Origin of the sequence: Algoriphagus aquatilis, assembly GCF_042657405.1 — a bacterium.
GTDB classification, from domain to species: Bacteria; Bacteroidota; Bacteroidia; order Cytophagales; family Cyclobacteriaceae; genus Algoriphagus; species Algoriphagus aquatilis.
Genome location: NZ_JBHSKS010000008.1, coordinates 170,063 through 191,680, shown reverse-complemented (window position 1 = coordinate 191,680; position 21,618 = coordinate 170,063). Strand labels below are relative to the sequence as shown.

Here is a 21,618-nt window from a genome sequence, read left to right as displayed (position 1 = left end):
GACATGAAAACTGACTATGTACAATCCCAAAGTATCGATGTAGCATTTGAAAGTAAGTATTTTTATCATTCCAGAAAAAATGAGGGATTTTACAAGGATATCTTTGTGGACGAGAAGAATGGGCTCATTTTCAGGACATACCGTACAGGAAGCGATCGGCATGATCTCTTGGATGAAACTTACAATCCACTCCGGTTGCAAGTCTTCAAACAAGGCAAATTAGCAGGAGATCATGCTGTACCGGGTAGATTCAAAATCTTGGGGAAAATAGGAGCCCAATATATCGTTGATGGATTTTTTGACGAACAAAATGAGCAACTAGGATTTTATATTTTAACAGTTAACTAATCAGAGAATTGAAGTATTTGGCATCCTTACTTTTGCTCCTTAGTTCATTGAGTAGCTTTTCTCAAGGTTTGGTTAATGGAAAAGTGATCAATGCAACTTCTGATGAGCCTGTATCTTTTGTCAATATCATCATCACTGACTTGGGGAAAGGCACTGTGAGTAATTTGGAAGGAGAATTTAATTTTCGGCTTCCGTCAAATGCTCAAGATCATATGGAGGTAGTTTTCTCTCATATAGGTTTTCACTCCGTCCATCTCCGAGTAGCTGATTTAAGAAATTCCCCATTGCAGATTCGATTGATTGCTGGTGAGTATGACCTAGATCAGGCAATAGTGTTTGATTTCAAACCAAAGAAAATTATGGAGCGTGCCCAAGATAATCTGGAGAAAACTCAATATGGCCAACCTCATGAAATCGATGTATTTTATCGAGAATTGATTTGGGCCAATGAAACCATTCAGGGTATGACTAGAGCGGCAGGGTATTTACACTCTGAAGGCTATCATGAGAAACATTCCAGAAAGCCCATGTCAAGTGGTGATGATTACAATTTTATGTTTATAACCGATATCCAGAAAACGGAATATGGGGTTCTGACTTCCATGACTGGACGGCCAAGAGGAGCTGTAGGAGACCTTCTTTTTCCATTACTTGCTTATAGACTTTGGAATTTTAACATCAATTGGTTTGATTATGAGCTGCTAGGGGGAGAAATAATCGGTGATCGAGAAGTTTTCGTTTTATCCATAAAGGCAAAAAATAATAACGTGAAGAACCAGGCCGCAAGATGGGGGTATGGTTTGTATGGGTTATTAGAAGATGCGATTTTCTATATTGATCAAGAAGATTATGGGATTCACATAATGGAACTCCATCAGAAATTTCCTGCCAAACGAGTAATTAATGAAAAAATTGGTCAATTCTATTCAAAAAAAGAGTGTGAAGCAATCGTTAAATTCAGAAGAGATCCAGCAGGAAAATACTTTTTTACTTATGGTAACTACCAGATGACCTATACCGATTTTGGGTATCAAACCGAAAATAATCCTCACCCCCGAGAGATTAAAGAATACGCCGAGTTATATGCATTGAATTATAGTATGGAAGTATTAGACACCGAACAGTTGTCTGAAAAGTACCAAGCTCCAGTTGCAGGTGTTTATCCTGATAGGTTCATTTATTATCACCCTGATCGGTATAATGGATGGATTTTTATTGCTGGAAAAGCCAGATACCAGTCTGGCTTTTGGAGGGATTTTGACTATCCTGCCTTTCCTGGTGAAAGGCAGCTGGAAGAATCACTTTCTCAAGAAAAAAAATTGGAAGAGCAATTTGCCGAGTTTAGAAATAATCAATTTTACTTGCTTCCCATTCTGAGAAAAAGACATGGACTAAATGAAAATTTCTGGAATCGTACAGGACTTCAACAACACCCCGCAAAATTTTGAAAAGCTAAAATTTAAAAAGATTGAATCGATTAAATGAATTTGGCCTATAAACAGAAAGCCCTGAAGCGATTCGGGGCTTTTTTGTGACATAACCTTCGAGGTTTTCAAAACCTCGAAGGTTTTTCAATTAAACTTTATCGGGCTAGTATCAACCAACCTCGCGGATCCACGATCGGAGGGGTTTTGCTTTTTACTTCCACTCCTTTTTTCCCAACAGGGACTCGCTGCACCCCCTCGGAAGTCTCAATTTCAACAGGCATCTCAAAATCAATTCCCTGAAGAGCAATCACATAGGCTTCTTTGCCTTTTTTGCTGACTTTCAAAGTGGGGACAGACGTGGTATACAGGTACAGGTCAAAGAATCCCTGAAGGTCCTTTCCGGTGTAGCTTTGGACAAAATCAGTAAAGTCTTTGGTCGTTACCTGATTGAGGTATGTGAAGTGCTCGTCCATCACGAATGCCTTAATCGCAGAGAAAAACAGCTCATCGCCCAGCACGCCTCGTAAAGCATGAATGACCAATGCTCCTTTGGTATAAATCTCGGGATGATAGGCTTCCTCTTCGGTCGAATTCGGTGGGCTCACGACAGGCTTGGCATGAGGGATATTTCTTGATTCGGATTTTACCTTGGCAAAATAGGCCTCCGGACCGCCATGCTTCCAATAAAACAGCCAATCCCCATAGGCGGTCAACCCTTCATGAATCCACATATCCGCCCAGTCACTCACCGATACCTTGTTTCCAAACCACTCGTGGCCCAGCTCATGGTGCAGTAGCCAGTCGTAGCGTACCTTGCCCATAGGGATGGATTGAAAATTGTTTCCGTAGGCATTGATGGTCTGGTGTTCCATACCCAGGTAGGGGGTTTCGACTACTGCGATTTTGTCTTTTGGAAAAGGGAAGGGGCCGAAGTACTTCTCCAAGGTTTCGGTACTGACTTTCAGGTTTTCCAGAAGGCCTTTTGCTTTTGCCCGATTTTCCTGAAGCACCCATACTTGCATGGGGATGACGTCACCTGATGAGGAGGTGAAATCCAGCTTTTCTTCATGAAATACCCCTAGCGTAAAGTTGATGTTGTAATTGCTGATCGGATAATCTGTCTGCCAGTGGTAGGTCATTTTTGGCCCCGTTTCCTGCGTGTCGATCAGTCGACCATTGGAAGCGACAAAGTAGGGTTTGGGTGCGGTGAAAATGAGATCCACACCTTCGCTTGGTTCGCTGGATGGATGATCCAGAGCGGGCATAAAGACTTTTGCCCCCTCACCTTGGCATGACAATCCCATCCAGTGGTTTTCCAGCAGGTCTTTCTCCCAAGTGAATCCTCCTGTCCAAGGTGGATTCTGAGCGATGGGCGTTTTTCCTCCATAAAAGATTTGAACCTGATCGCAGGTACAGTCCACTGGGATGATATCCAACAGGTCATTTTGGTGCGAGAATTTGACTTCCTTACCATCCATCAGGACTTTACTCACTTCGTATTCATCGATGAGTTGGAATCGGAGGGTGTCCAATTTTTCGGCTGCAGAAAAGGTAATGGTATTGGAACCCTGGATGCCCTGGCTTTCGGGTAAAAGCTCCAATTCCAAGCGATAATGACGAATTTTCATCTTTGCCTGAAGCGGATCGAGCGGTCCTCCCCAGTCCCAGTTTTGGGCAAAGGCACTGGACCAAAAGCAAGTAAGTAAAAGGAGAAAAGTGAGCTTTTTCATGATTGTTGATTCGGTGAATAAAAGAAAGCAGGGTTTAATGCTTCTTATTTGCTGAGGGATGTAAGATAAAAAAAGCCGTCCGGAATTGATTCAGGACGGCTTCAAATTAGTCTTCGGCGTAGTTGAAGGAGTCAACCTGTTCTTTGACCCAGTCAGAGTATTTTCCTTTTCGGTAGTCTACCCATTCCTCTTTGTATTTGGATTCTTCGATCAAAAACTTGAAACCGGTGGCTGCCTTGGGTTTGCTCAGGGCATTGACCAAGTCTTCGGCAAGGTTTTTCTCTTTTACTTTTCGGTCGATGAAGTCCTGCATCATTTGATGCTCTTGAGCAGGTTCCATCTTGGTGAATTCCGCAAAATTGTCGGGTTGATCTTCGATTTCGTCCAGGATATCTTCCTCCTCTTCGGTCAGATCATAGTTGAAGTAGTCCTCATCATCCGGCATGTGATGGATTTTCTTCTTGTCGATTTGGTAAAAGCAGACATTACCCTTCAGTAATTGGGCTGCGATGAAGTCTACCTCTTTTTCAGTAAGCGAAAGCATGGATGGGTTTCAAGATTTTTGGAAAAATAATGAAAGTTGAAATTTCAACAAATTGTTTCAAACATAGCAATGTCAAGGCCAAAAAATAGCCTAAATCTCGTGATTCATGATTTTTTCGAGTAAATGTGAGTCTAGTTCATGCCCTCCGGGAAAGGTCAGAACCTGAATCGACTTTCCCAAGGACTGAACAAGTGCCATTTGCTGCGCTTTATGTTCCTCTTGGATCAACTCGTCTTGGTCTCCAAAGGCCAAGATCAGTTCGGTGTGTTCGAATTTTTCCCTTCCCAAATCCAGGGAAAGGTCCTGCGCAAAGCCTCCCGCCCAAAGTACCAAAGTGGCGATTTGACCTTTCCACTGACTTGCCCATCTCGTGCATGTAGCGGCACCTTGCGAAAATCCCAACACGTGGATTTTTGGAAGACTTTCAAAGTTCTCGAGAGTTTGCTCCAGCAAGAAATTCAGATAGCGATGATTGTTTGCGATGGCAACTTCCCGCTCATGCTTGGTCATCCAGTTGGCACCGACCCTTCCCTGAAATTCCTTCAAATATCCATAATTGGTTCCTTCTGGTGCAAGGATGACTCGATCTGCCGAATCAAAGGGGAGGAATTTGCGGATAAAGAATTCCGCCAACTGACCATAGCCGTGGAAGACCAGCCAAAGCTCTTTCTCTTTTCCGCTGGGTTCGTGGGAGATGGAATAGTGTGCCTCGTAAGAGAACCGGATGGACTTTTTCACCGATCAGCTGTTGAGGTCATCAAACTTTAGGGGAAGCAAATTGGCAATTCCCTTGATCCGCATCACGTTTCCATTGGAGCAAAGGATCAGCATCGTGATCGGTTTTTCAAATCGATTTTCGACCTCATTGATGGTTTGCCGACAGACTCCGCAGGGTGAAACTCCCGCCCAAATTTCCTCACCTGCCCTCTGGGCGACAATCGCCAGCATGGTGGGAGGCGAATCTGGATGGTTTGCACCTGCATAGCCAAGCAACAATCGCTCGGCACATACGCCTGTAGGAAAGCTGACATTTTCCTGATTTGAAGATTGAAGGATTTCACCGTTTTCGAGCAGGACAGCAGCACCCACATGAAATCCTGAATAAGGTGCGTAGGCTCTTTTGGACACTTCTTTGGCGCGGTCGATCAGCAGCTTTTCCATGGTGGAAAGCTCTTCAGGAAGCAGTTCCTCGATCTCGGTACTCAGATTAATTTTTTTCACTTCAAAAATCGGTTTGGGAAAATCCTAACGGTCAAAGTAAGGAATTGTTCCTTAATTAAAAGTGAATGGCCTTTTTCCCACAAAAAAAAAGGATCAATTTAGCTCGATAAACCCAAGTGCATGAAGACTATTCTGATTCTCGGAGCTGGTAAATCGGCCACCTATTTGATAGATTATTTGGCAGATTCCTGTGTGGAAAAAGAGCGAACACTCATTTTGGCCGATTTGGATCAATCCACTGCGGCGACCAAACTCAAAAATCGGGCGAATACCCTAGCGGCATCCATTGATATCGAAAATGGCGACTCCAGAAAAGGGCTCATCGTTCAGGCGGACCTGGTTATTTCCATGTTGCCTGCATTCATGCATCCTGTAGTGGCGAAAGATTGCCTGGAGTTGGGTAAGCATTTTTTCACGGCTTCCTATGAGAGCGATGCTCTTCGGGAAATGGCTCAAGAGATTGAAGCAAAACAACTATTCTTCCTCAATGAGTGTGGACTAGATCCGGGGATCGATCACATGTCTGGCATGAAAATCATCCATGAAGCCAAAGCAAAGGGTGAAGAAATCATCTCCTTCAAGTCCTATTGTGGAGGGTTGCTTTCTCCCCAAAGCGAGGACAATCCTTGGAAGTACAAATTCACCTGGAATCCCCGAAATGTAATTTTGGCAGGTCAGGCTACTTCCCGATTTATTGAAAAAGGCGAACTGAAATACGTGCCCTATCACCAACTGTTTAAGCGGATTGAAACAGTCAAATTTCCGGGATTGGGGGATTTTGACGGGTATCCCAACAGGGATTCACTCAGTTATCGTAAAGTATATGGCTTGGAAGACATCTCCACGATGCTCCGCGGTACGCTGCGCCGTGCTGGATTTTGCAAAGGATGGGATGTGTTTGTGCAGCTGGGATTGACGGATGACAGTTTTCAGTTGGAGCTGCATGAGGGGAGCACCTACCGACAGTTTTTGAATGCTTTTTTACCTTGGTCGGAGACCCTGAGTGTGGAGGAAAAATTGGCCGAACTGATCCCCGATTTGGATTTTCCAACTTTCGAGAAGTTGCAGTGGCTTGGGTTTTTTGAAAACCGGAAGCTACCGCTCCTGAAGGGAAGTCCTGCTCAAATTCTTCAAGCGATCTTGGAAAAGGACTGGGCACTCCAGCCTGAAGACAAAGACATGATCGTGATGCAGCATCAGTTTGAGATCAAAACTGAGCGAGGTATCAAAAAGCTGACCTCAAGTTTGGTGGATCTGGGAAAGGATGCAGCTTATACGGCTATGGCCAAGACGGTGGGATTGCCCTTGGCGATTGCGGTGGATTTGTTTTTGGAAGGAAAAATCAAAGGAACAGGACTGCACCTTCCTGTACTGCCGGAAATCTACCTCCCGATTTTAGCGGAATTAGAGAGGCAGGGAATCCGATTTGTCGAGCAGGAATGGTATTGAGGGTGAATCGAATAAAACAAAACATGAATATCCGCAATCTTACCACTAGGTAAGTCATCGGCTCTAAAGATCGCGGATAATCGTCGACTGACCACAGACGACCGTCCACAGCACCTCTAATCGGACTTCAAACCTTATCTTATTTGGTTACTGGTAGAAAAGCGGATAATCATAAAACAAAAAACGCCCAAAGGTTCTTTGGGCGTTTTTTGTTTTAAGGATTCCAATCAGCAGGGGGATTGAGGGACGCTCCTGCTACCTCTCGACAATCGTCGGGGATGATTGCACGGTTTTGCTTGAAAGTCAGGTCATTTCTGTCAATGTAAATCCGCCGGCTAGTTTCCCCTCCTGCCATGAAATAACCAAGAACCACCTCATCAGGATTATCCAAGCTGATCATATTTCCTCGAATGGTCGCCGGAGGAGGATCGAAGATCGAACCGTTGATTTCTGCCTGTTGCTTCACCAACCTAAGGAATCGAAATGCGCCTTGGGAAATGCTGTACTGCTTTAGGTCCATCCTGAATTTGTTGACAAATCTCAGCCCATTGTCCTCGATGAATGAGGCAGGTATTCTTGCTTTGAGCCCATTAAAGTTATCATCGTTGACTACAAATAGACCTTGGTTATCGCTAACTTCTGTTCGAAAACACTGAATACAACAAGGTTTCGGCTGAGGTGTGCGATTTGGATTTTGAGGAGAAGGTCTCGGTGTAAAAAGGTCGGGGCGAGTTTCCAAAATATAAACAGCCGGACCATTTCTCCAATAGTAGAAATTATTTTGATCTCCGGGGTCATTCACCTCTGCAATCAGCTGTACCCCTGATCTGGGAGCTTGGCTTCCTGGAGATGGGATAGTGACTGTACGGAGTTCAAGGGACGCAATCGGTGGCACAGATTCTACCCGCTCTGGAGTAGAAGTGTAAACTTTCCCCTCGGCTGTTAAGATCTGCAGGGTGTAAGATTTGCCGACTTCTGCTCGAAAGCTAGCAGGAGTAAAATATGTTCCTTTTGCTTCATCTCCTTCTGTCAAAAAAGTCACATTTCCATCATTGTCTCTTACCACTACAGTAGCCAAAGAAACGGGTCGGATTAATCCTTCAAAAACACTCCCATAGGTAGCACTGCGAGTGAGCGTAATTGCATGAGGACCCGGACCTGTAGAAATGATTCCTTCTACAGTCAAAAGCTGTTCACCCTCCGGTACATCTACTTGATACGGGTCGATGCAGGCAAAGGGAATAAAAAAGAATAGATATATAAGTCGTCTCAGCATGGTTTAAAACTTAATGGCGTAACTCAAACTAGGAAGCGGGATACCCAAAAGGGCCAATCGAAGTGCCTGAGGAGGCTGTCCTTGCGCATCGTCAAAGAAGATAGAGAATGGATTTTTGCGGCCATAGACATTCAGAATCGAGAAGGTCCAATTGCCATCGTAGAATTTGCCAGTCCCTTTCAGTTTAAAATTCACAGCAAAGTCCAAACGGTGAAAATCGGGCAGACGCTGCTGATTTCGATCGTTAAAATAAGCCAGATTGTTTCCCGAAAAGTCAAATTTGGCATCGGGGAAGGTAATCGGTCGACCGGTGCTGTAGGCAAAAGTGGCAGAGATCGAAGTGTAGGTGCTGACCTTGTAATTTCCAATCAAGGTCAGATCGTGCGGCTTGTCGAAGTTGGAGGCATACCACTTGCCGTTATTGATGTTTTCTTCTTCAAATGGGGTGATGACTCTTCTAAGCGATCTGGAATAAGTGTAAGAAACCCAACCAGTCAATCGTCCTAGGTTCTTTTTCACATAGAATTCCGCACCAAAAGATTGACCCTCTGCAGGGATCAATTCGGTTTCAAGATGGTTTTGAAGAATGAGATTTGCACCGTCTTTGTACTCGACTACATTTTGAAGGTCTTTGTAATAGACTTCCACGGAGGTTTCGAAGATGTTTCCTTTGAAGTTGTTGTAAAAGCCTAAGGAAACTTGGTCTGCAATCTGAGGCTCTATGAATCCATCACTAAGCTTCCAGACGTCCGAAGGTGCGATAGTCGCTGTATTGGAGATCAGGTGAATGAATTGGTACATTTTATTGTATCCTAACTTGATCGAACTCGCCTTGTTAAACGAGTAGCGGAAGGATGCCCTTGGGGCCAGTCCATCGTAAGTTTGGATCAATTCTCCATCGGCAAAGGTGGTTTCCGAAATAGCGCTCCCATCCGAAATGGGCTTGCCGGACTGATAGCTGCGGACCACTCTAGGCCCTAGGTATTGGTATAGATCATACCTCAGTCCATAGGAAATGCCGATTTTTTCTCCCAATTCCAGTTCATGCTGAAAGTGAGCCCCCATCTCTCGACCTGCTTCGTTTTGCACCTTTTTGGGTAAAATATCCTCCTCCACACCGGTAGGAATCAGCTCTCCGGGTTGGATGCTGACTTGCTTGTATTCTCCACCGACGGTGATCTTATTGCTCTCGCTCAGGGTATAGTTTAGATAGGCCCTGGCCCCCATGTCTTGGATATCAGAGTTGATTTCAAAGTCATTGATTCCTGATCGGTTGAATATTCCATAGTCATAGAGGGTATAAAACCCATTGGCTTCCAAGCTGAGCTTGTTGCTGAGTTTGCTTTTCCAGATCAGTGAATGAGCCTGATTCTGCCAGGATATGGTTGTGTCGGAGGCAAAAGCAAAATCATCATAGCTGGTATAGTAGCTGTAGGTAAATTCATTTTTGTCAGAAATAGGAGCATTGATGATCAGGTTACCATCGTAAAAATTGGCATTGGAAGTATTGAGCGTGGGATTGCTCAGAGACTGCAAAAGCCAATTGATATAAGAAATCCGGAAGCCACCGAGAATGGATACTTTTTCCCTGATCAAGGGACCGTTAAGGGAAACTTTGCCAGAAAAATTACTAAGCATGACTTCTCCTCCCCATTTGTCCACGCTGCCGGCTTTTGGCAGAATATCCAAGATCGCAGAGCTACGTCCACCAAATCTTGCCGGGACCACTGCCTTGTATAGCGTGACATCATTGACCATGTCAGGATTGAATGCTGTGAAAAGTCCAAACATGTGAGATGGATTGTAGATGGGGGCTCCGGCAAACTGAATCAGGTTTTGGTCCACGCCGCCACCCCTCACGTTCAGTCCGGAGGAAGCTTCTCCGACCTGACTTACCCCGGGTAGGGTGGCCAAGGATCTTACAATATCCACTTCGCCCAAGAATGGGGGCATTTCGCGCATGGTATTTACACTTAGGGTGACTGCACCCATATTGGTAGATCGGATGTTTTTTTCCGGGTCACTGCCATAAATCACGACATCGTCGAGGGTAAAGTCTTCTTGCAGCATCCGGATCGAAAGTCTTCCGTCTCCTACTGCAGTGATAGGATAGATCTTGGTCTCATAGCCCACGTAACGGAATTCCAAGGTGTATTCAGCACGGTCCACGACCAGTTCAAAGCTCCCGTTATTGTCCGTGATACGGGTCAGGTTGATTTCTGGAATTCTGACTGTTGCACCTACCAAGGCCTGTCCGGTGATCTCATCGATAATTCTTCCTGAGATTTTGATGCCTTTGAGCTGACCGATATCCCGGCCTACGACTTCCCGCTTGAGGGCATCTGTCTGTGCCAAAGCGGAGAAGCACCCCAATAGTAAAAAGGTAAATAGGAGTAAGTTCTTCATAAAATAAGGCTTAAATCGCATCAGGTTCAAATTTGTAGAGCTCCATTGGAAGTACTCCGTTGGTAGATTCCTCTGCCGATCGTAGAATGTAGATCATCCCGTTGGATTGAAAATGGCCGGCATTGATACTTTGAGGAAGGCCGATGATTTGATTTTTTGACTTCCATACCCCAGTTTCCAAGTCGAGCTCCCAGATCTCTTGGGTACGTCGGTAGAGTCCCAAGTATGCTTTTTTGCCAATCACCTGAGCGAATGGAAATCCTTGTCCGGTATTGCCGGGGTAGGTACCTCTTGTCAGCCAGGAGTCTTGGCTTGGGAGATATTCCCATACTTGGCCTGAGGCAGCCAAAACATAAATTCTTTCCCCATATTTAAATACCGCAGTGGTTCCGCTCATGTCAAATGGAGCAGGTCTTTTTTGGCTCCAGGTTCTTCCGATTGCGTCGTATTCCCTGACCACACTTCCAGCCCCGTCTCTGCCACCAAAAAGAAAAAGCTTCCCATTCCAATCTACGGCCATTGCCTCACGGGTATTGAATGGCAGATCAGGCAGGCGCTCGAAAGAACTTCCATTGATCTTATAAAAACTGCGGTCAAACTGAAACACATCTCGATCTACTTCCAAAGCACCTCCACCAAGGTAACTCGAGGATGCAAACGCAAATCGCCTTGGATTTCCGGGGAAATTAATCTCAGTCCAAGTGCCGTTCGTCGGATCAAAGCGCTGAAAAGACCGGTAAGAATCCGATAGTCTCAGCCTTCCCAATCCGACATGGAAGCCGGATGAATTGGTGAAAAACGTATTGTCGTAGATCCTTGCTTGGGCGGGAAACTCGGAGACTTTGGTGTATTTGCCGGCTTGGTACTCAAAGGGCTGTGGCAAAACAATTTCCTTGTCCTGGATGACCAACTTAACCGGAACAACGACTTGGCCTGCTGCCACAGGTATCCGAATGGTGAGTTTTGATTCAAATAGGTTTTGAAGGACTTGAGCCTCCTGAGTCCCGAAAAAAACCTTAGTGCCTTGAGGGAAATTTTTCCCTTGGATCACCATTTCATTGCCTGCGGAGGCATAGGTCGGTGTAAAACTGGACACAGAAGGAGTTAGCGTCTTGAGTTCTACCACATCGCCTTCGATACGTTGACCATTGATTTCGGCAAATGCCTTGGCAAAGTAAGTCTGACCGATTTTGAATCCCGTAGATTCTCCGATAAAGCGCCCCGGACCGTTTTTCTGACCCAAAGAGAGTGTTTGGGCACCGGCAAAAGACGACTCCGTGGAGAATAAGAAGCCATGATCGGTAGCCAGTACATCTTGATTGGTCAACAACCTGCCGGAAATCCGGACTTTGTCTCCACCGACGAAGAGCAGGTCTTCGGTAGAAACCAAAATGGGAGTGTCACTTTCTTGGGTGCATGACCCAAAGGCAAGGAGCATAAAAAAAATGCAGGATGCCAGTAGTTTTTGCATGTAGTTGTATAGTGGTTTGATTTTTAAAAATAGGGGTTGAATCTGCTAAGGTTAGCTGTTTCAAATGGCTAAATAAGGAAAATTAGTAGATAATTGGGCCAATATTTTCAAAAACCCAATAAAAATCCGGAAATCAGGGAGGAATATTCATCGGAAAAAAATCCCTCTACTTTTTTCAGGGTAATTTCTTTTTGATCTGGCTCCCCTTTTATACATGTGAAGCCTACAATTTCCCTGATAATTGGCTTGGCAGGATTATCCCTTACCTGCACAATACATTTTGGAAAAAGCCCCCATTCTGAGGCGAATTCAGAAAAATCCCTCATCTGCCGAGGGGGTAAAATGACCCAGAGTTGACCGTCTTTTTTGAGGAGCTTGACTGCTTTTTGGATTAACTCTTCAAAAGACAAATCATCGGTATGTAAGGCCTGATTTCGCTTAGCATCTTTTGATTTGAGATGTTCTGGAAAATAAGGGGGATTGCTCACAATCAAATCAAAAAGTTGATCCTCTGGTAAATCCTGGAACCGGAGTTTGACCACCCTTAGCCTTGCGGAAAAAGGACTTTCTCGGAAGTTTTCAGCTGCTTGATCGGCAGCATCCTCATCGAGTTCGACAGCCGTGATGCGGGCCTCTTGAAACCTTTGCGCCAGCATCAGGGAAATCACCCCGGTACCAGTGCCAACATCCAAAATGGTAGCTGAAGAGACGGTTTCAGCCAATGCTCCAAGAAGCACCGCATCCGTGCTGATCTTCATCGCACAGCGGTCCTGTTGGACTCTGAACTGTTGAAACTGAAACCAAGAGTTGCCCATTAGGTGCGCGCTCGGCTAAAAAATTTGGATCGGAATCTGGATTTTTCTTCCATTACGTTGAGCTCTTCTTCAGATACCCTTTTCACGCCTTCAATAGTATAGAAAGCCTTTTCATCGATTTCCTTCACCTTGGAAATAAACTCCTGAAGCTGATCACGCTTCATCACGGTGAAGAGCAGGTTTACTTTTCCATACCTTCCTTCGGCCCCCACATTGGTGAATCGGTAGTTTTTCTCCTTCATAAACTCCAGCAGCAAAGGCAAAGGATGAGGGGTAATGACTCGGACCAGTACCCTGCCGAGGGCAAGCTTTTCATCTAAAGTCATCCCCACATAGGTTCCAGTGGCAAATCCTCCTGCATAGGCAATGTAGGATAGCGGATTGTTGACATTCTGGAAAATCTGTCCAATCGCCAAGAGCCAAATCATGGCTTCAAAAAAGCCCAAAATGGGAACAATGTTCTTTTTCCCGTTCATCATAAACATGATGCGGAGGGTATTGATCGACACATCTCCGATACGCGCCACAAAGATCAACAAGGGCATGAGCACATAGTTGAGCAGGTTGTCGGAAATGCCTAGGGAGTGAAAGAGATCTTGCATGATGGTACAAAAATACCCCATTATTCGGAGAGGGAGACACAAAAAGTAGAGGAATCCGAGATCAGATTTTTTTATCTCTGCCGGCAGGCCAGCCAAAAACAATAAACTGAACCGTCATCGCCAATAGAAACCAGATCAGAATGTTCCAATTGTCAAACAGATCCAGTGAAATGCCAAATACCAGAGGCCCCAAAGCAGCCAAGACATAACCCGCCGATTGGACCATTCCTGAGAGTTTGGCGGTGGTTAAATCTTCCGCTGTCCTCATGGAAATCAGCGTATATGCAATACTCAAACTCGCTCCACTTCCGATGCCAATGATCGTAAGCGCAGCAAAAGTGACGATTTCATTGGTGATAAATAGCGATCCATATCCAACCAAATATCCGATGCCCACGATGAGCACCACACCGGATTGCTGGTTGAGTCGCATCAGGAGATTGGGCGCAAAAAAGGTCCCGATCAGAGAGATCAACTGCATGTAGGAAAGTGCAATTCCTGCATTGACAGGACTCATCCCGCGTGCGATCAGCATATCAGGCAGCCATGTGATCATGGTAAAATACATCACGGATTGAGCTCCCATAAAGAGCGTGACTTGCCAAGCCAAGCGTGATTTCCAGACATTTTTTGCTGGCTTGGCTGAACCAGTTTGCTGAGTCGAATGGGGCTTCAATTGGGGAATCCAGACAATGAGCGCCAAAACCATCAAGATCACCCAAGAAATCAAGGATCCTCTCCAGCCCAGCCCCCAATCCTCTGCAAGCGGTACGCTCACTCCGGAAGCTATCGCCGCAAAAAGCGACATGCCGGTAGAAAGTAGCGCGGTCATCAATCCGATTTGCTCAGGAATCCGTGCTTTGAAAAACGGAATCATCAACACATTGGCGGTGACTATGCCGATTCCGGTCAGTGCTGTACCCAGATAAAGTAGCTCGATTCCTCCCAAAACCCGGATCACCACTCCGATTGACAAAAGGGATATCCCCAGGAAAATGGCTTTTCCATGGCCCAGCTTTTTCCCAAAACTCGGAGCAAAAAGTGAAAAAATGGCAAAGGTGATTAAGCTTAGCGTAGTCAGAAAGCCCGCCAATCCGTTGGAAATCCCCAAGTCCTCTCGGATAAATGGAATCAAAGGTCCCACCGAAGCGATCGACGTCCTCAGATTGATCGAGATCAAGATGATGCCGAGGATTAGGAGGAATTTGGAGGTGGGTTTGGACATTAGATAAGTACGAATTACGAAGTACGATTTACGACATTGAATCGCACTTCAAGGACTTTCACAATAAGTTCGAACTTGGAGAAACAGGAGTGAAGTAAATCACGATTTTTGATGTACGAATTACGACGTTTTAAGGAACCTCTATCCTTTTAATTAAAGCTTAAGCTTTATGGTGAGTATTTGAAGTGCCTGATAATGTCGTCAATCGTCATTCATAAATCGTAACTAATTTCGAATATCGAACACCGAACGTTGAAAATTGAACTAGGTCCCAATCAAGCCCTAGATTCCACCAAATCCTTCACGCAGTCCACCCAAGTATTGTTGGAATTTAAGCTGGGCACCAAGTCCCAATGTTCGCCTCCGAGTTCTTCAAACTGCTCTTTGTATTCTTCGCCCACTTCCACGGTAGTTTCCAGACAGTCTGCTACAAAGGCCGGGGAGAAAACCAATACTTTTTTCACGCCCTCTTTTGCCAAGTCTTTGATCATGTCTTCGGTATATGGCTTGATCCAAGGATCTTTTCCCAAGCGGGATTGGAAGCAAGTCACGACTTTGTCTTCTGGAAGTCCGAGTTTTTCTGCCACCAATCGGGTCGTCTGAAAGCATTGTGCACGGTAGCAGAACTGATTTTTCAAGCCGTACTTGTTGCAGCAGGCACCCAACTGACAGTAGCCTTCCACACTTCCTTTTCGGATTTGTCTTTCGGGTAGGCCGTGATACGAAAACAAGTAGCGGTCATAGTCGTGCTTTTGCATGGCTTCTCGTCCGAGTTCGGCCCAAGCCTCCAAGAAAAGTGGGTGATCCACGTAGTTGCTGATGAACGTGATCTCAGGGATAATCTGCCAGCCACGGGCGATCTCCATCACCCGATCCATGACTGAGCCATTGGTCGCAGAGGCATATTGTGGGAAAAGCGGCAGTACGATGATTTTTCGCACTTTGGCATCCATCAGTTCCTTCAGGCCCTTTTCGATACTTGGATTCTGATAGCGCATGGCCATGGCCACCAGGTATTTTTCCGGATCCAGCTTTTTGATCAGCTTCTCTTTGAGGTCTTCGGTATGGAAAAGTAGGGGAGAACCACGTTCTGTCCACAATTTGCGGTATTCGCCAGCGGATTTTGGGGCGCGGAAAGGGGCAATAATCAAGTTGACCAGCATCCATCGGGGGATAAAGGGGAAATCTATGACCCGTCCGTCCATCAAAAATTCCCTCAAATACTTTCTTACATCTCCTGTTTTGGTGCTGTCAGGCGTACCTAGATTGACGAGAAGGACCCCGATTTTTGCTTTATTCTTAGCCATGGCTTGGATTCAATTTCCTTTGGAAAGTCCAAAAATAGCCCCTTTGTTTGATTTCTTTGATTGATGTTTTCTAAGTGGAATAGCTGTAAGGATTTAGAGAAACGAAAAAATCCCGGCAGTACCGGGATTTTAATGAGTTACGAAGCAGCAGCTTTCTTTTTAAGGGCCCATTTCATCAGTGGTCCGGAAGTCATTGAGGTGACCAAGGCCATGACTACCAAAGCCACGAAAAGCTTCTCATTGATCAATCCATTTTCTAAAGCGATAAGACCTAAAATAATTTCCATTGCCCCACGTGCATTCATGCCAAAGCCAATGGCCATGGATTCCCATTTGTCCAATCCTCCCCGATAGGAGCCAAATCCACAGCCAATCACTTTTCCGGCATAGGCTACTAAAATAACGATAAGCACTAGCCAGAAATCGAAATTTGCGATGAAGTTTACTTTGAGACCGATGGATACAAAGAAGACCGGAGCAAAGATGTTATTGACAAATTGGTGGATGATTTCTTTGGCGCGCTCGGTCATGTGTTCGGAATCTCCAATGGCTACTCCTATTATGAAAGCGCCGAAAATGGCATGAATACCAATAAATTCTGTGAATGCTGCTGCCAGAAAACAGGCTGCTAAAGACAAAGAAATCAAGCCTCCTGGCCAAGCCAAGCGTTTATTGATCCAGGGAAGTACACGATTGATCAGGGATTTCCCCACGGTCACCATAAATGCAGCAAAGCCTACTGTAAGTAATATCGTATATCCGAGTCCAATGCCTCCTGATTCTTTACCCATGAAACTCAGAATAATGGAGAAAATCATCCATCCTATAATATCATCAACCATGGCTGCTGATACGATCATCATTCCCATCCGACTTTTGAAAAGGTTGAGATCCATGAGTGTCCTTACGATTACGGGTAGGGCACTAATGGCCATTGCGGTGCCCATGAAAAGGGAAAAGAGTAATTTGCTGCCTTCGGAAAATCCAAAAAACTCAGCAAAGAAAAACGGCGCAGTAAACCCAAAAGCAAACGGGATTACCAATCCAAAGAAGCTGATGTTTAAAGCTTTTCGACCTTGAGAAAAGACCAGATTTAATTCGACTTCCAAGCCCGCGATAAACAGCAAAAGCACCACAGCCACTTGAGTATATCCAGCCAATGCTATGTTGCTCATGGGGTGGGAGCGAAACAGAAATTCAAAAGATTCGGGAGAGAAGGTTCCCAAAATGGTAGGCCCTAATAAGATGCCCGCCAGAATCTCCCCTACCACAGCAGGTTGTTTGAATTTTTGTGCGATTTCGGCAAATACCCTTGCCAATACCAGCATGGTTGCCAATTGAAGCAATAAGGTGACTACCTCGCTATGCGTTAGTTTTTCCATGTTGCCTCTTATTTAACGATGAGTAAATTACAAGGGAGCTCTTCCAGAATTTCCTCCAAATCATGAGGAAATAGGCGGTCAATGAAAGAATAGCCATTCTCATCTCCCAAAATCAACAGATCTGCTTCGATCGATTCGCAATATCTGACAAGCTCTACAGCCCATTTCCCTGCGGTCACTTTGATGTTTATTTTCAGGCCAGTCTGATCCAGCCCGTCGAGAATTTCCTGTACATATTTAATTTCTTGCTGTACAAGCTTTCTTCTAGTTAATGATACTTCATCCTCAGAACCTTCACCGGCTGTAGCCATTTGCAGTCCATAGAGTTTGATTTCATTGAGGATGTGAACTTGAGAAGCACTTTCTGCCTGGCAAAATTTTAACCCTCTTTCGATGACTTTGGGAGTAACTTCTAGCTGAGTTCCATTGATGACAACCTTGGAAAATCGGGTGGTTTCTATTTTAGGATCTATGAGAGTCAATACCGAGCAGGGTGATTTTCGGATTACCTTTCTGGCCACGGAGCCTAGGTAATAGGTGAGCAGCCCTTCTTTTTTCAAAGCCCCCAACACCAGTAAGTCCACCCCTTCTTCTTCACAGGTCTTGAGGATGGTTTTTGCAGGTTTGCCTTCTTTCCACAATACCTTGACCTTGCCCAGATCTGCACAAAGTCGATTTAAGATTTCATCCAGCTTGGCCTCTAATTCCGGGGTTTTCACACCCACATGGATCAGTACTAATTCCCCCTGAAAAAGTCCTTTCAACCTTCTCGCCTCAGCGATGAGGGCTTCCATTCGGGGAGAAAACGCAATGGCAAGGGCTACTTTTTGATACATATCCACTAGCTTAGTTTAGTTGAAATACGGCATTTTTTGCCACTTGACCAAGTTTGGTAAGGTTCTCCGCCACTTATCACAAACCCTTTCCGCTCGAGTCTGTATTCGGATTTCTGAAAAAGCCGGAATTATTTTCCCATCATTTTTTCCTAAACTTCCCATTCAATTTTTAATTCTATCCTTCAGAATTAACCCGAAAAACAAATTTCCTATGCGAAAATTCTTACTCACCGGGCTGCTGTTGGGAAGTCTCATTTGTGGCAATGCCAATGCCCAAAGCGACTATCCTACCCTCAGTCAGGTCACTCAGCGACTCCAAAAGCTAGGCAGCAATGCCTCGGTGGAGTTGAAAACCCTCACCAAAACCGAGGGTGGAAAGGATATACACGTCCTGAAAATCGGAACCGGTGCCAAAGACCAAAAGCCCGCCATTGCTGTCGTAGGTGGGGTGGAGGGATTCCATGTCCTTAGCGTAGAGTTGGCGCTTCAGTTTGCCGAAAAGCTGGTGAATGAAAACTCCAAAGTCCTGGAGTCAACCACTTTTTACATTTTCCCAAACCTATCTCCCGATGCCTATGAGCAATACCATGCAGCGCTGAAGTATGAGCGGAGAGGAAATGCAGTGGCAGTTGATCATGACCGTGATGGCACACCGGGTGACAATGGCTACTCAGATCTCAATGGTGATGGCATGATCACTTGGATGCGCGTAGAGGATCCGATGGGTGACTGGACAGTCTCCAAGGAAGACGAAAGAGTCTTGGTCAAAGCGGATCGCTCCAAAGGAGAAGCAGGGAAATACCGAATATTCAAGGAGTCCAAAGACGATGATAAAGACGGGAAATTTGCCGAGGACTTGAAAGAAGGAATTGCCTTCAATAAGTCTCTGACTTACAAATTCCCGGTGTTTGAACCTTTGGCCGGAGACATCGCGGTTTCCCAAAAGGAAAGTCGAGCACTCTTGGATTACTTGTTTGAGCAGTGGAATATTTTCGCTTTTGTCACGTTCTCCCCCGCTAATAACCTGAGTGCGCCGCTGAAATATAATGGACCCGATGCCCGTAAGCGGGTAGTGACTTCCATTTTGGAAAAAGATCAAGCCATCAATGCCATGGTCTCGGAGATGTACAACAAAACCGTGACTTCAAAGGCTTTCCAACAAACCAATCAGGGAACAGACGGGGATTTTTTCCAGTGGGCCTATTTCCATTTTGCCCGACTGAGCTTCTCTACTCCGGGATACTGGACGCCTGAGTTTAAAGGGAAAACCAATGCCGAGGCCAATTATTTGGCGTGGTCAGATTCCTTGGGTTGGAATTCATTTGTTCCATGGACAGAAGTGAAGCACCCTGATTTTCCAAACCAAAAAGTAGAAGTAGGAGGCATCAAGCCTTTTGTGATGGTCAATCCTCCTTTTGAAAAAGTAGGAGAAATTGCCAAGCAGCACACGGATTTTATCCTAAAACTCGCTGCCATGCAGCCTAAACTTGAGTTTCATAACCTGAAAACGGAGGCACTTGGAAATGGGCTGACTCGCATCACGGTGGATTTATACAATAATTCTCCGCTGCCTACCCATTCTGAAATGGGTGCAAGATCACGATGGCTGAGAAAAGTGCGAATCGATATCGACACGACCACGGACAAATTGATCAGTGGAGACAAAATCAAATTAGTTGATTCCATGGCGGCTTACGAAAAAGCCACTTTCAGCTGGATTGTCCGAGGTACCGGAAATTTGACCATCAAAGCCGGTGCTTCGCATACCGGATTTGCTACCCAAACCATTAAACTCTAAGCCATGAATACCATGAAATTGAAAAATACGATAGTTGCCCTGGCTTTGGGAGCGTTGACCTTGGGCTCCTTTGAAACTACTGCGCAGCAGGAAAATTACTTCCGTGCGATCGGTACGCCCCACAAGCCTAAAGTGGAGATTGCCTGGAATAGGTATTACACCGCAGAGGGTCTTTGGGACTGGATGAAAAAAATTGCCGCTGCGCATCCTGGTTTGGCCAAAATCGAATCGATCGGAAAATCTGTGGAAGGCAGGGATATCCTGACCTTGACGATTACGGATTTTTCCGCAGGAAAAGACACCGAAAAGCCTGCCATGTGGATCGATGGCAATATCCACTCCAATGAAATCCAAGGGGGTGAATTTTCCCTTTACGTGGCTTGGTACCTGACCGAAATGCATGCAGACAATGAGTTTGTCAAGCAATTGCTGAAGGATAAGGCCTTTTACATCACTCCGACAATCAATCCGGATGCCCGGAATAACTTCTTTAAGGAGCCAAACACTGCCAGTTCGCCAAGATCGGGCATGCTCGTTTTGGACAATGACGGAGACGGACAGGCAGGTGAGGACATGATGAATGACCTCGACGGCGACGGTAGCATCACCATGATGATCCGCAAGTCACCGACGGGCAGATTTATCAAAGATCCCCTAGATCCCAGAAGACTGATGCAAGTCGGACCTGATCAGGTAGGAGAATATGAAATGCTGGGTCAGGAAGGCATTGATAATGATGGTGACGGCGAGGTCAATGAAGATGGTGTAGGGTACTATGATCCCAACAGAGATTGGGGCTGGAACTGGCAGCCGGACTACATTCAGCGTGGTGCCTTGAGGTATCCGTTTACCCTGCCAGAAAATCGTGCTGTGATGGAGTTTGTGATGAAGCATCCCAACATAGCCGGAGCTCAAAGTTTTCACAACTCAGGAGGGATGATCCTCAGAGGTCCAGGTGCCGAGGAAGATATCAATACTTACAATCGTGAGGATATCCGAATCTACGATGCTATCGGCAAAAAGGGGGAAGAGATGATCCCGGGATATCGCTATTTGACAGTTTACAAAGACTTGTATTCCGTATTTGGGGGTGAATTGGATTGGTTTTATGGTAACCGAGGCATTTTCACCTATACCAATGAGCTAATGGTTTCCTACCTGTATTTCAATAAAGAAGCAGGCAGAGGTAATCAGGAAGAGCAGCTAAAAGTTGATGAACTGCTCACTTTTGGTGATGCTTTTGTCAACTGGAAGGAATTTAAGCACCCACAGTTTGGTACAGTAGAGATCGGAGGATTCAAAAAGAATTTTGGCAGAGCACATCCAGGCTTCTTATTGGAGCAAGACGCTCATCGGAATGCAGCTTTCACCATTTATCACGCCTACCATACTCCCAAATTGTCTGTGATGGATGTAAAAGAGGAAGATCTCGGGGGAGGTTTGAAGGCCATCACCGCGACCATCTTTAATGAGCGGATGATGCCTACCCATGCCAGTCAGGATTTGAAGTACAAAATCGAACGTCCCGACTATGTGACGATCTCTGGTGCTAAAGTCATCGCCGGATTTGTGGTAGAAGACGAAGACATGAAGAAATTCAAGGAGCAGAAAGCCTCTCCTGAAAAAATGGCTGTGGAAAATATTCCGGGCATGGGAGCTGTGAAAGTAAGATGGATCGTCTCTTCGGCTTCCAATTACAGCGTTACTGTGGATTCTGCCAAGGGTGGAAAAGCCACCTGGAAGAAGTAATTGTAACTTGCGATAAAGAAGTCCCCATTTCA

The 21,618-nt window shown here is 45.4% G+C and carries 18 protein-coding genes; 5 read left to right on the top strand and 13 right to left on the bottom strand.

Annotated elements, in window-relative coordinates:
• The first annotated feature begins 3 nt into the window (after positions 1–3).
• Both ACFPIK_RS11915 and ACFPIK_RS11910 read left to right on the top strand, forming a co-directional pair.
• The gene (locus ACFPIK_RS11915; protein WP_377915502.1) at positions 4–348 is read left to right on the top strand and encodes a hypothetical protein; all 345 of its coding nucleotides are present in this window, start codon (positions 4–6) and stop codon (positions 346–348) included.
• 83 nt (positions 349–431) lie between these two features.
• Positions 432–1,796: a carboxypeptidase-like regulatory domain-containing protein gene (locus ACFPIK_RS11910; RefSeq protein WP_377915523.1), complete on the top strand. Its 1,365-nt coding sequence runs from the start codon at positions 432–434 to the stop codon at positions 1,794–1,796.
• A 134-nt stretch (positions 1,797–1,930) separates the two neighbouring features.
• Here ACFPIK_RS11910 and ACFPIK_RS11905 read toward each other — a convergent pair whose 3' ends face one another.
• The 4 genes from ACFPIK_RS11905 to ACFPIK_RS11890 all read right to left on the bottom strand — a co-directional run bounded on the left by ACFPIK_RS11905 (position 1,931) and on the right by ACFPIK_RS11890 (position 5,270).
• A complete protein-coding gene (locus ACFPIK_RS11905; protein ID WP_377915500.1) occupies positions 1,931–3,505 on the bottom strand; it encodes a M1 family metallopeptidase in 1,575 nt (524 codons plus the stop codon).
• 106 nt (positions 3,506–3,611) lie between these two features.
• Positions 3,612–4,049 carry a UPF0158 family protein gene (locus tag ACFPIK_RS11900; protein ID WP_377915498.1) on the bottom strand — a complete coding sequence of 146 codons (438 nt, stop codon included), beginning with the start codon at positions 4,047–4,049 and terminating at the stop codon, positions 3,612–3,614.
• A 90-nt stretch (positions 4,050–4,139) separates the two neighbouring features.
• Positions 4,140–4,787 (bottom strand): alpha/beta hydrolase, encoded by a 648-nt coding sequence (locus ACFPIK_RS11895; protein ID WP_377915496.1) that lies wholly within the window; start codon positions 4,785–4,787, stop codon positions 4,140–4,142.
• 3 nt (positions 4,788–4,790) lie between these two features.
• Positions 4,791–5,270 carry a cytidine deaminase gene (locus ACFPIK_RS11890; protein ID WP_377915494.1) on the bottom strand — a complete coding sequence of 160 codons (480 nt, stop codon included), beginning with the start codon at positions 5,268–5,270 and terminating at the stop codon, positions 4,791–4,793.
• Positions 5,271–5,390: 120 nt separating this feature from the next.
• Here ACFPIK_RS11890 and ACFPIK_RS11885 point away from each other — a divergent pair, with 120 nt between their 5' ends.
• A complete protein-coding gene (locus tag ACFPIK_RS11885) occupies positions 5,391–6,719 on the top strand; it encodes a saccharopine dehydrogenase C-terminal domain-containing protein (RefSeq protein WP_377915492.1) in 1,329 nt (442 codons plus the stop codon).
• 214 nt (positions 6,720–6,933) lie between these two features.
• Here the strand turns inward: ACFPIK_RS11885 and ACFPIK_RS11880 are convergent, their stop codons facing one another.
• The 9 genes from ACFPIK_RS11880 to ACFPIK_RS11840 form a co-directional block, all read right to left on the bottom strand.
• Entirely contained in the window at positions 6,934–7,995 is a 1,062-nt protein-coding gene (locus tag ACFPIK_RS11880; RefSeq protein ID WP_377915490.1) for a DUF4249 domain-containing protein, read from the bottom strand.
• A gap of 3 nt (positions 7,996–7,998) precedes the next feature.
• A complete protein-coding gene (locus tag ACFPIK_RS11875) occupies positions 7,999–10,401 on the bottom strand; it encodes a TonB-dependent receptor (protein ID WP_377915488.1) in 2,403 nt (800 codons plus the stop codon).
• Positions 10,402–10,411: 10 nt separating this feature from the next.
• Positions 10,412–11,872 carry a hypothetical protein gene (locus ACFPIK_RS11870; RefSeq protein WP_377915486.1) on the bottom strand — a complete coding sequence of 487 codons (1,461 nt, stop codon included), beginning with the start codon at positions 11,870–11,872 and terminating at the stop codon, positions 10,412–10,414.
• A gap of 107 nt (positions 11,873–11,979) precedes the next feature.
• The gene (locus ACFPIK_RS11865; protein ID WP_377915484.1) at positions 11,980–12,630 is read right to left on the bottom strand and encodes a tRNA1(Val) (adenine(37)-N6)-methyltransferase; all 651 of its coding nucleotides are present in this window, start codon (positions 12,628–12,630) and stop codon (positions 11,980–11,982) included.
• 56 nt (positions 12,631–12,686) lie between these two features.
• Positions 12,687–13,289 (bottom strand): DUF2179 domain-containing protein, encoded by a 603-nt coding sequence (locus ACFPIK_RS11860; protein WP_377915482.1) that lies wholly within the window; start codon positions 13,287–13,289, stop codon positions 12,687–12,689.
• A gap of 61 nt (positions 13,290–13,350) precedes the next feature.
• Positions 13,351–14,514 (bottom strand): CynX/NimT family MFS transporter, encoded by a 1,164-nt coding sequence (locus tag ACFPIK_RS11855; RefSeq protein ID WP_377915480.1) that lies wholly within the window; start codon positions 14,512–14,514, stop codon positions 13,351–13,353.
• A gap of 275 nt (positions 14,515–14,789) precedes the next feature.
• Positions 14,790–15,821 (bottom strand): ferrochelatase, encoded by a 1,032-nt coding sequence (gene hemH / locus ACFPIK_RS11850; RefSeq protein ID WP_377915478.1) that lies wholly within the window; start codon positions 15,819–15,821, stop codon positions 14,790–14,792.
• A 137-nt stretch (positions 15,822–15,958) separates the two neighbouring features.
• Positions 15,959–17,203, bottom strand: coding sequence for a cation:proton antiporter (locus ACFPIK_RS11845; protein WP_377915476.1), 1,245 nt, complete (start codon positions 17,201–17,203; stop codon positions 15,959–15,961).
• An 8-nt stretch (positions 17,204–17,211) separates the two neighbouring features.
• Positions 17,212–18,039: a universal stress protein gene (locus tag ACFPIK_RS11840; protein ID WP_377915475.1), complete on the bottom strand. Its 828-nt coding sequence runs from the start codon at positions 18,037–18,039 to the stop codon at positions 17,212–17,214.
• A 211-nt stretch (positions 18,040–18,250) separates the two neighbouring features.
• Between ACFPIK_RS11840 and ACFPIK_RS11835 the strand changes: the two genes are divergently transcribed.
• Positions 18,251–19,837 carry a M14 family metallopeptidase gene (locus tag ACFPIK_RS11835; protein ID WP_377915473.1) on the top strand — a complete coding sequence of 529 codons (1,587 nt, stop codon included), beginning with the start codon at positions 18,251–18,253 and terminating at the stop codon, positions 19,835–19,837.
• Between the two features lie 12 nt (positions 19,838–19,849).
• Positions 19,850–21,586: a M14 family metallopeptidase gene (locus ACFPIK_RS11830; protein WP_377915521.1), complete on the top strand. Its 1,737-nt coding sequence runs from the start codon at positions 19,850–19,852 to the stop codon at positions 21,584–21,586.
• Positions 21,587–21,618 lie beyond the last annotated feature (32 nt).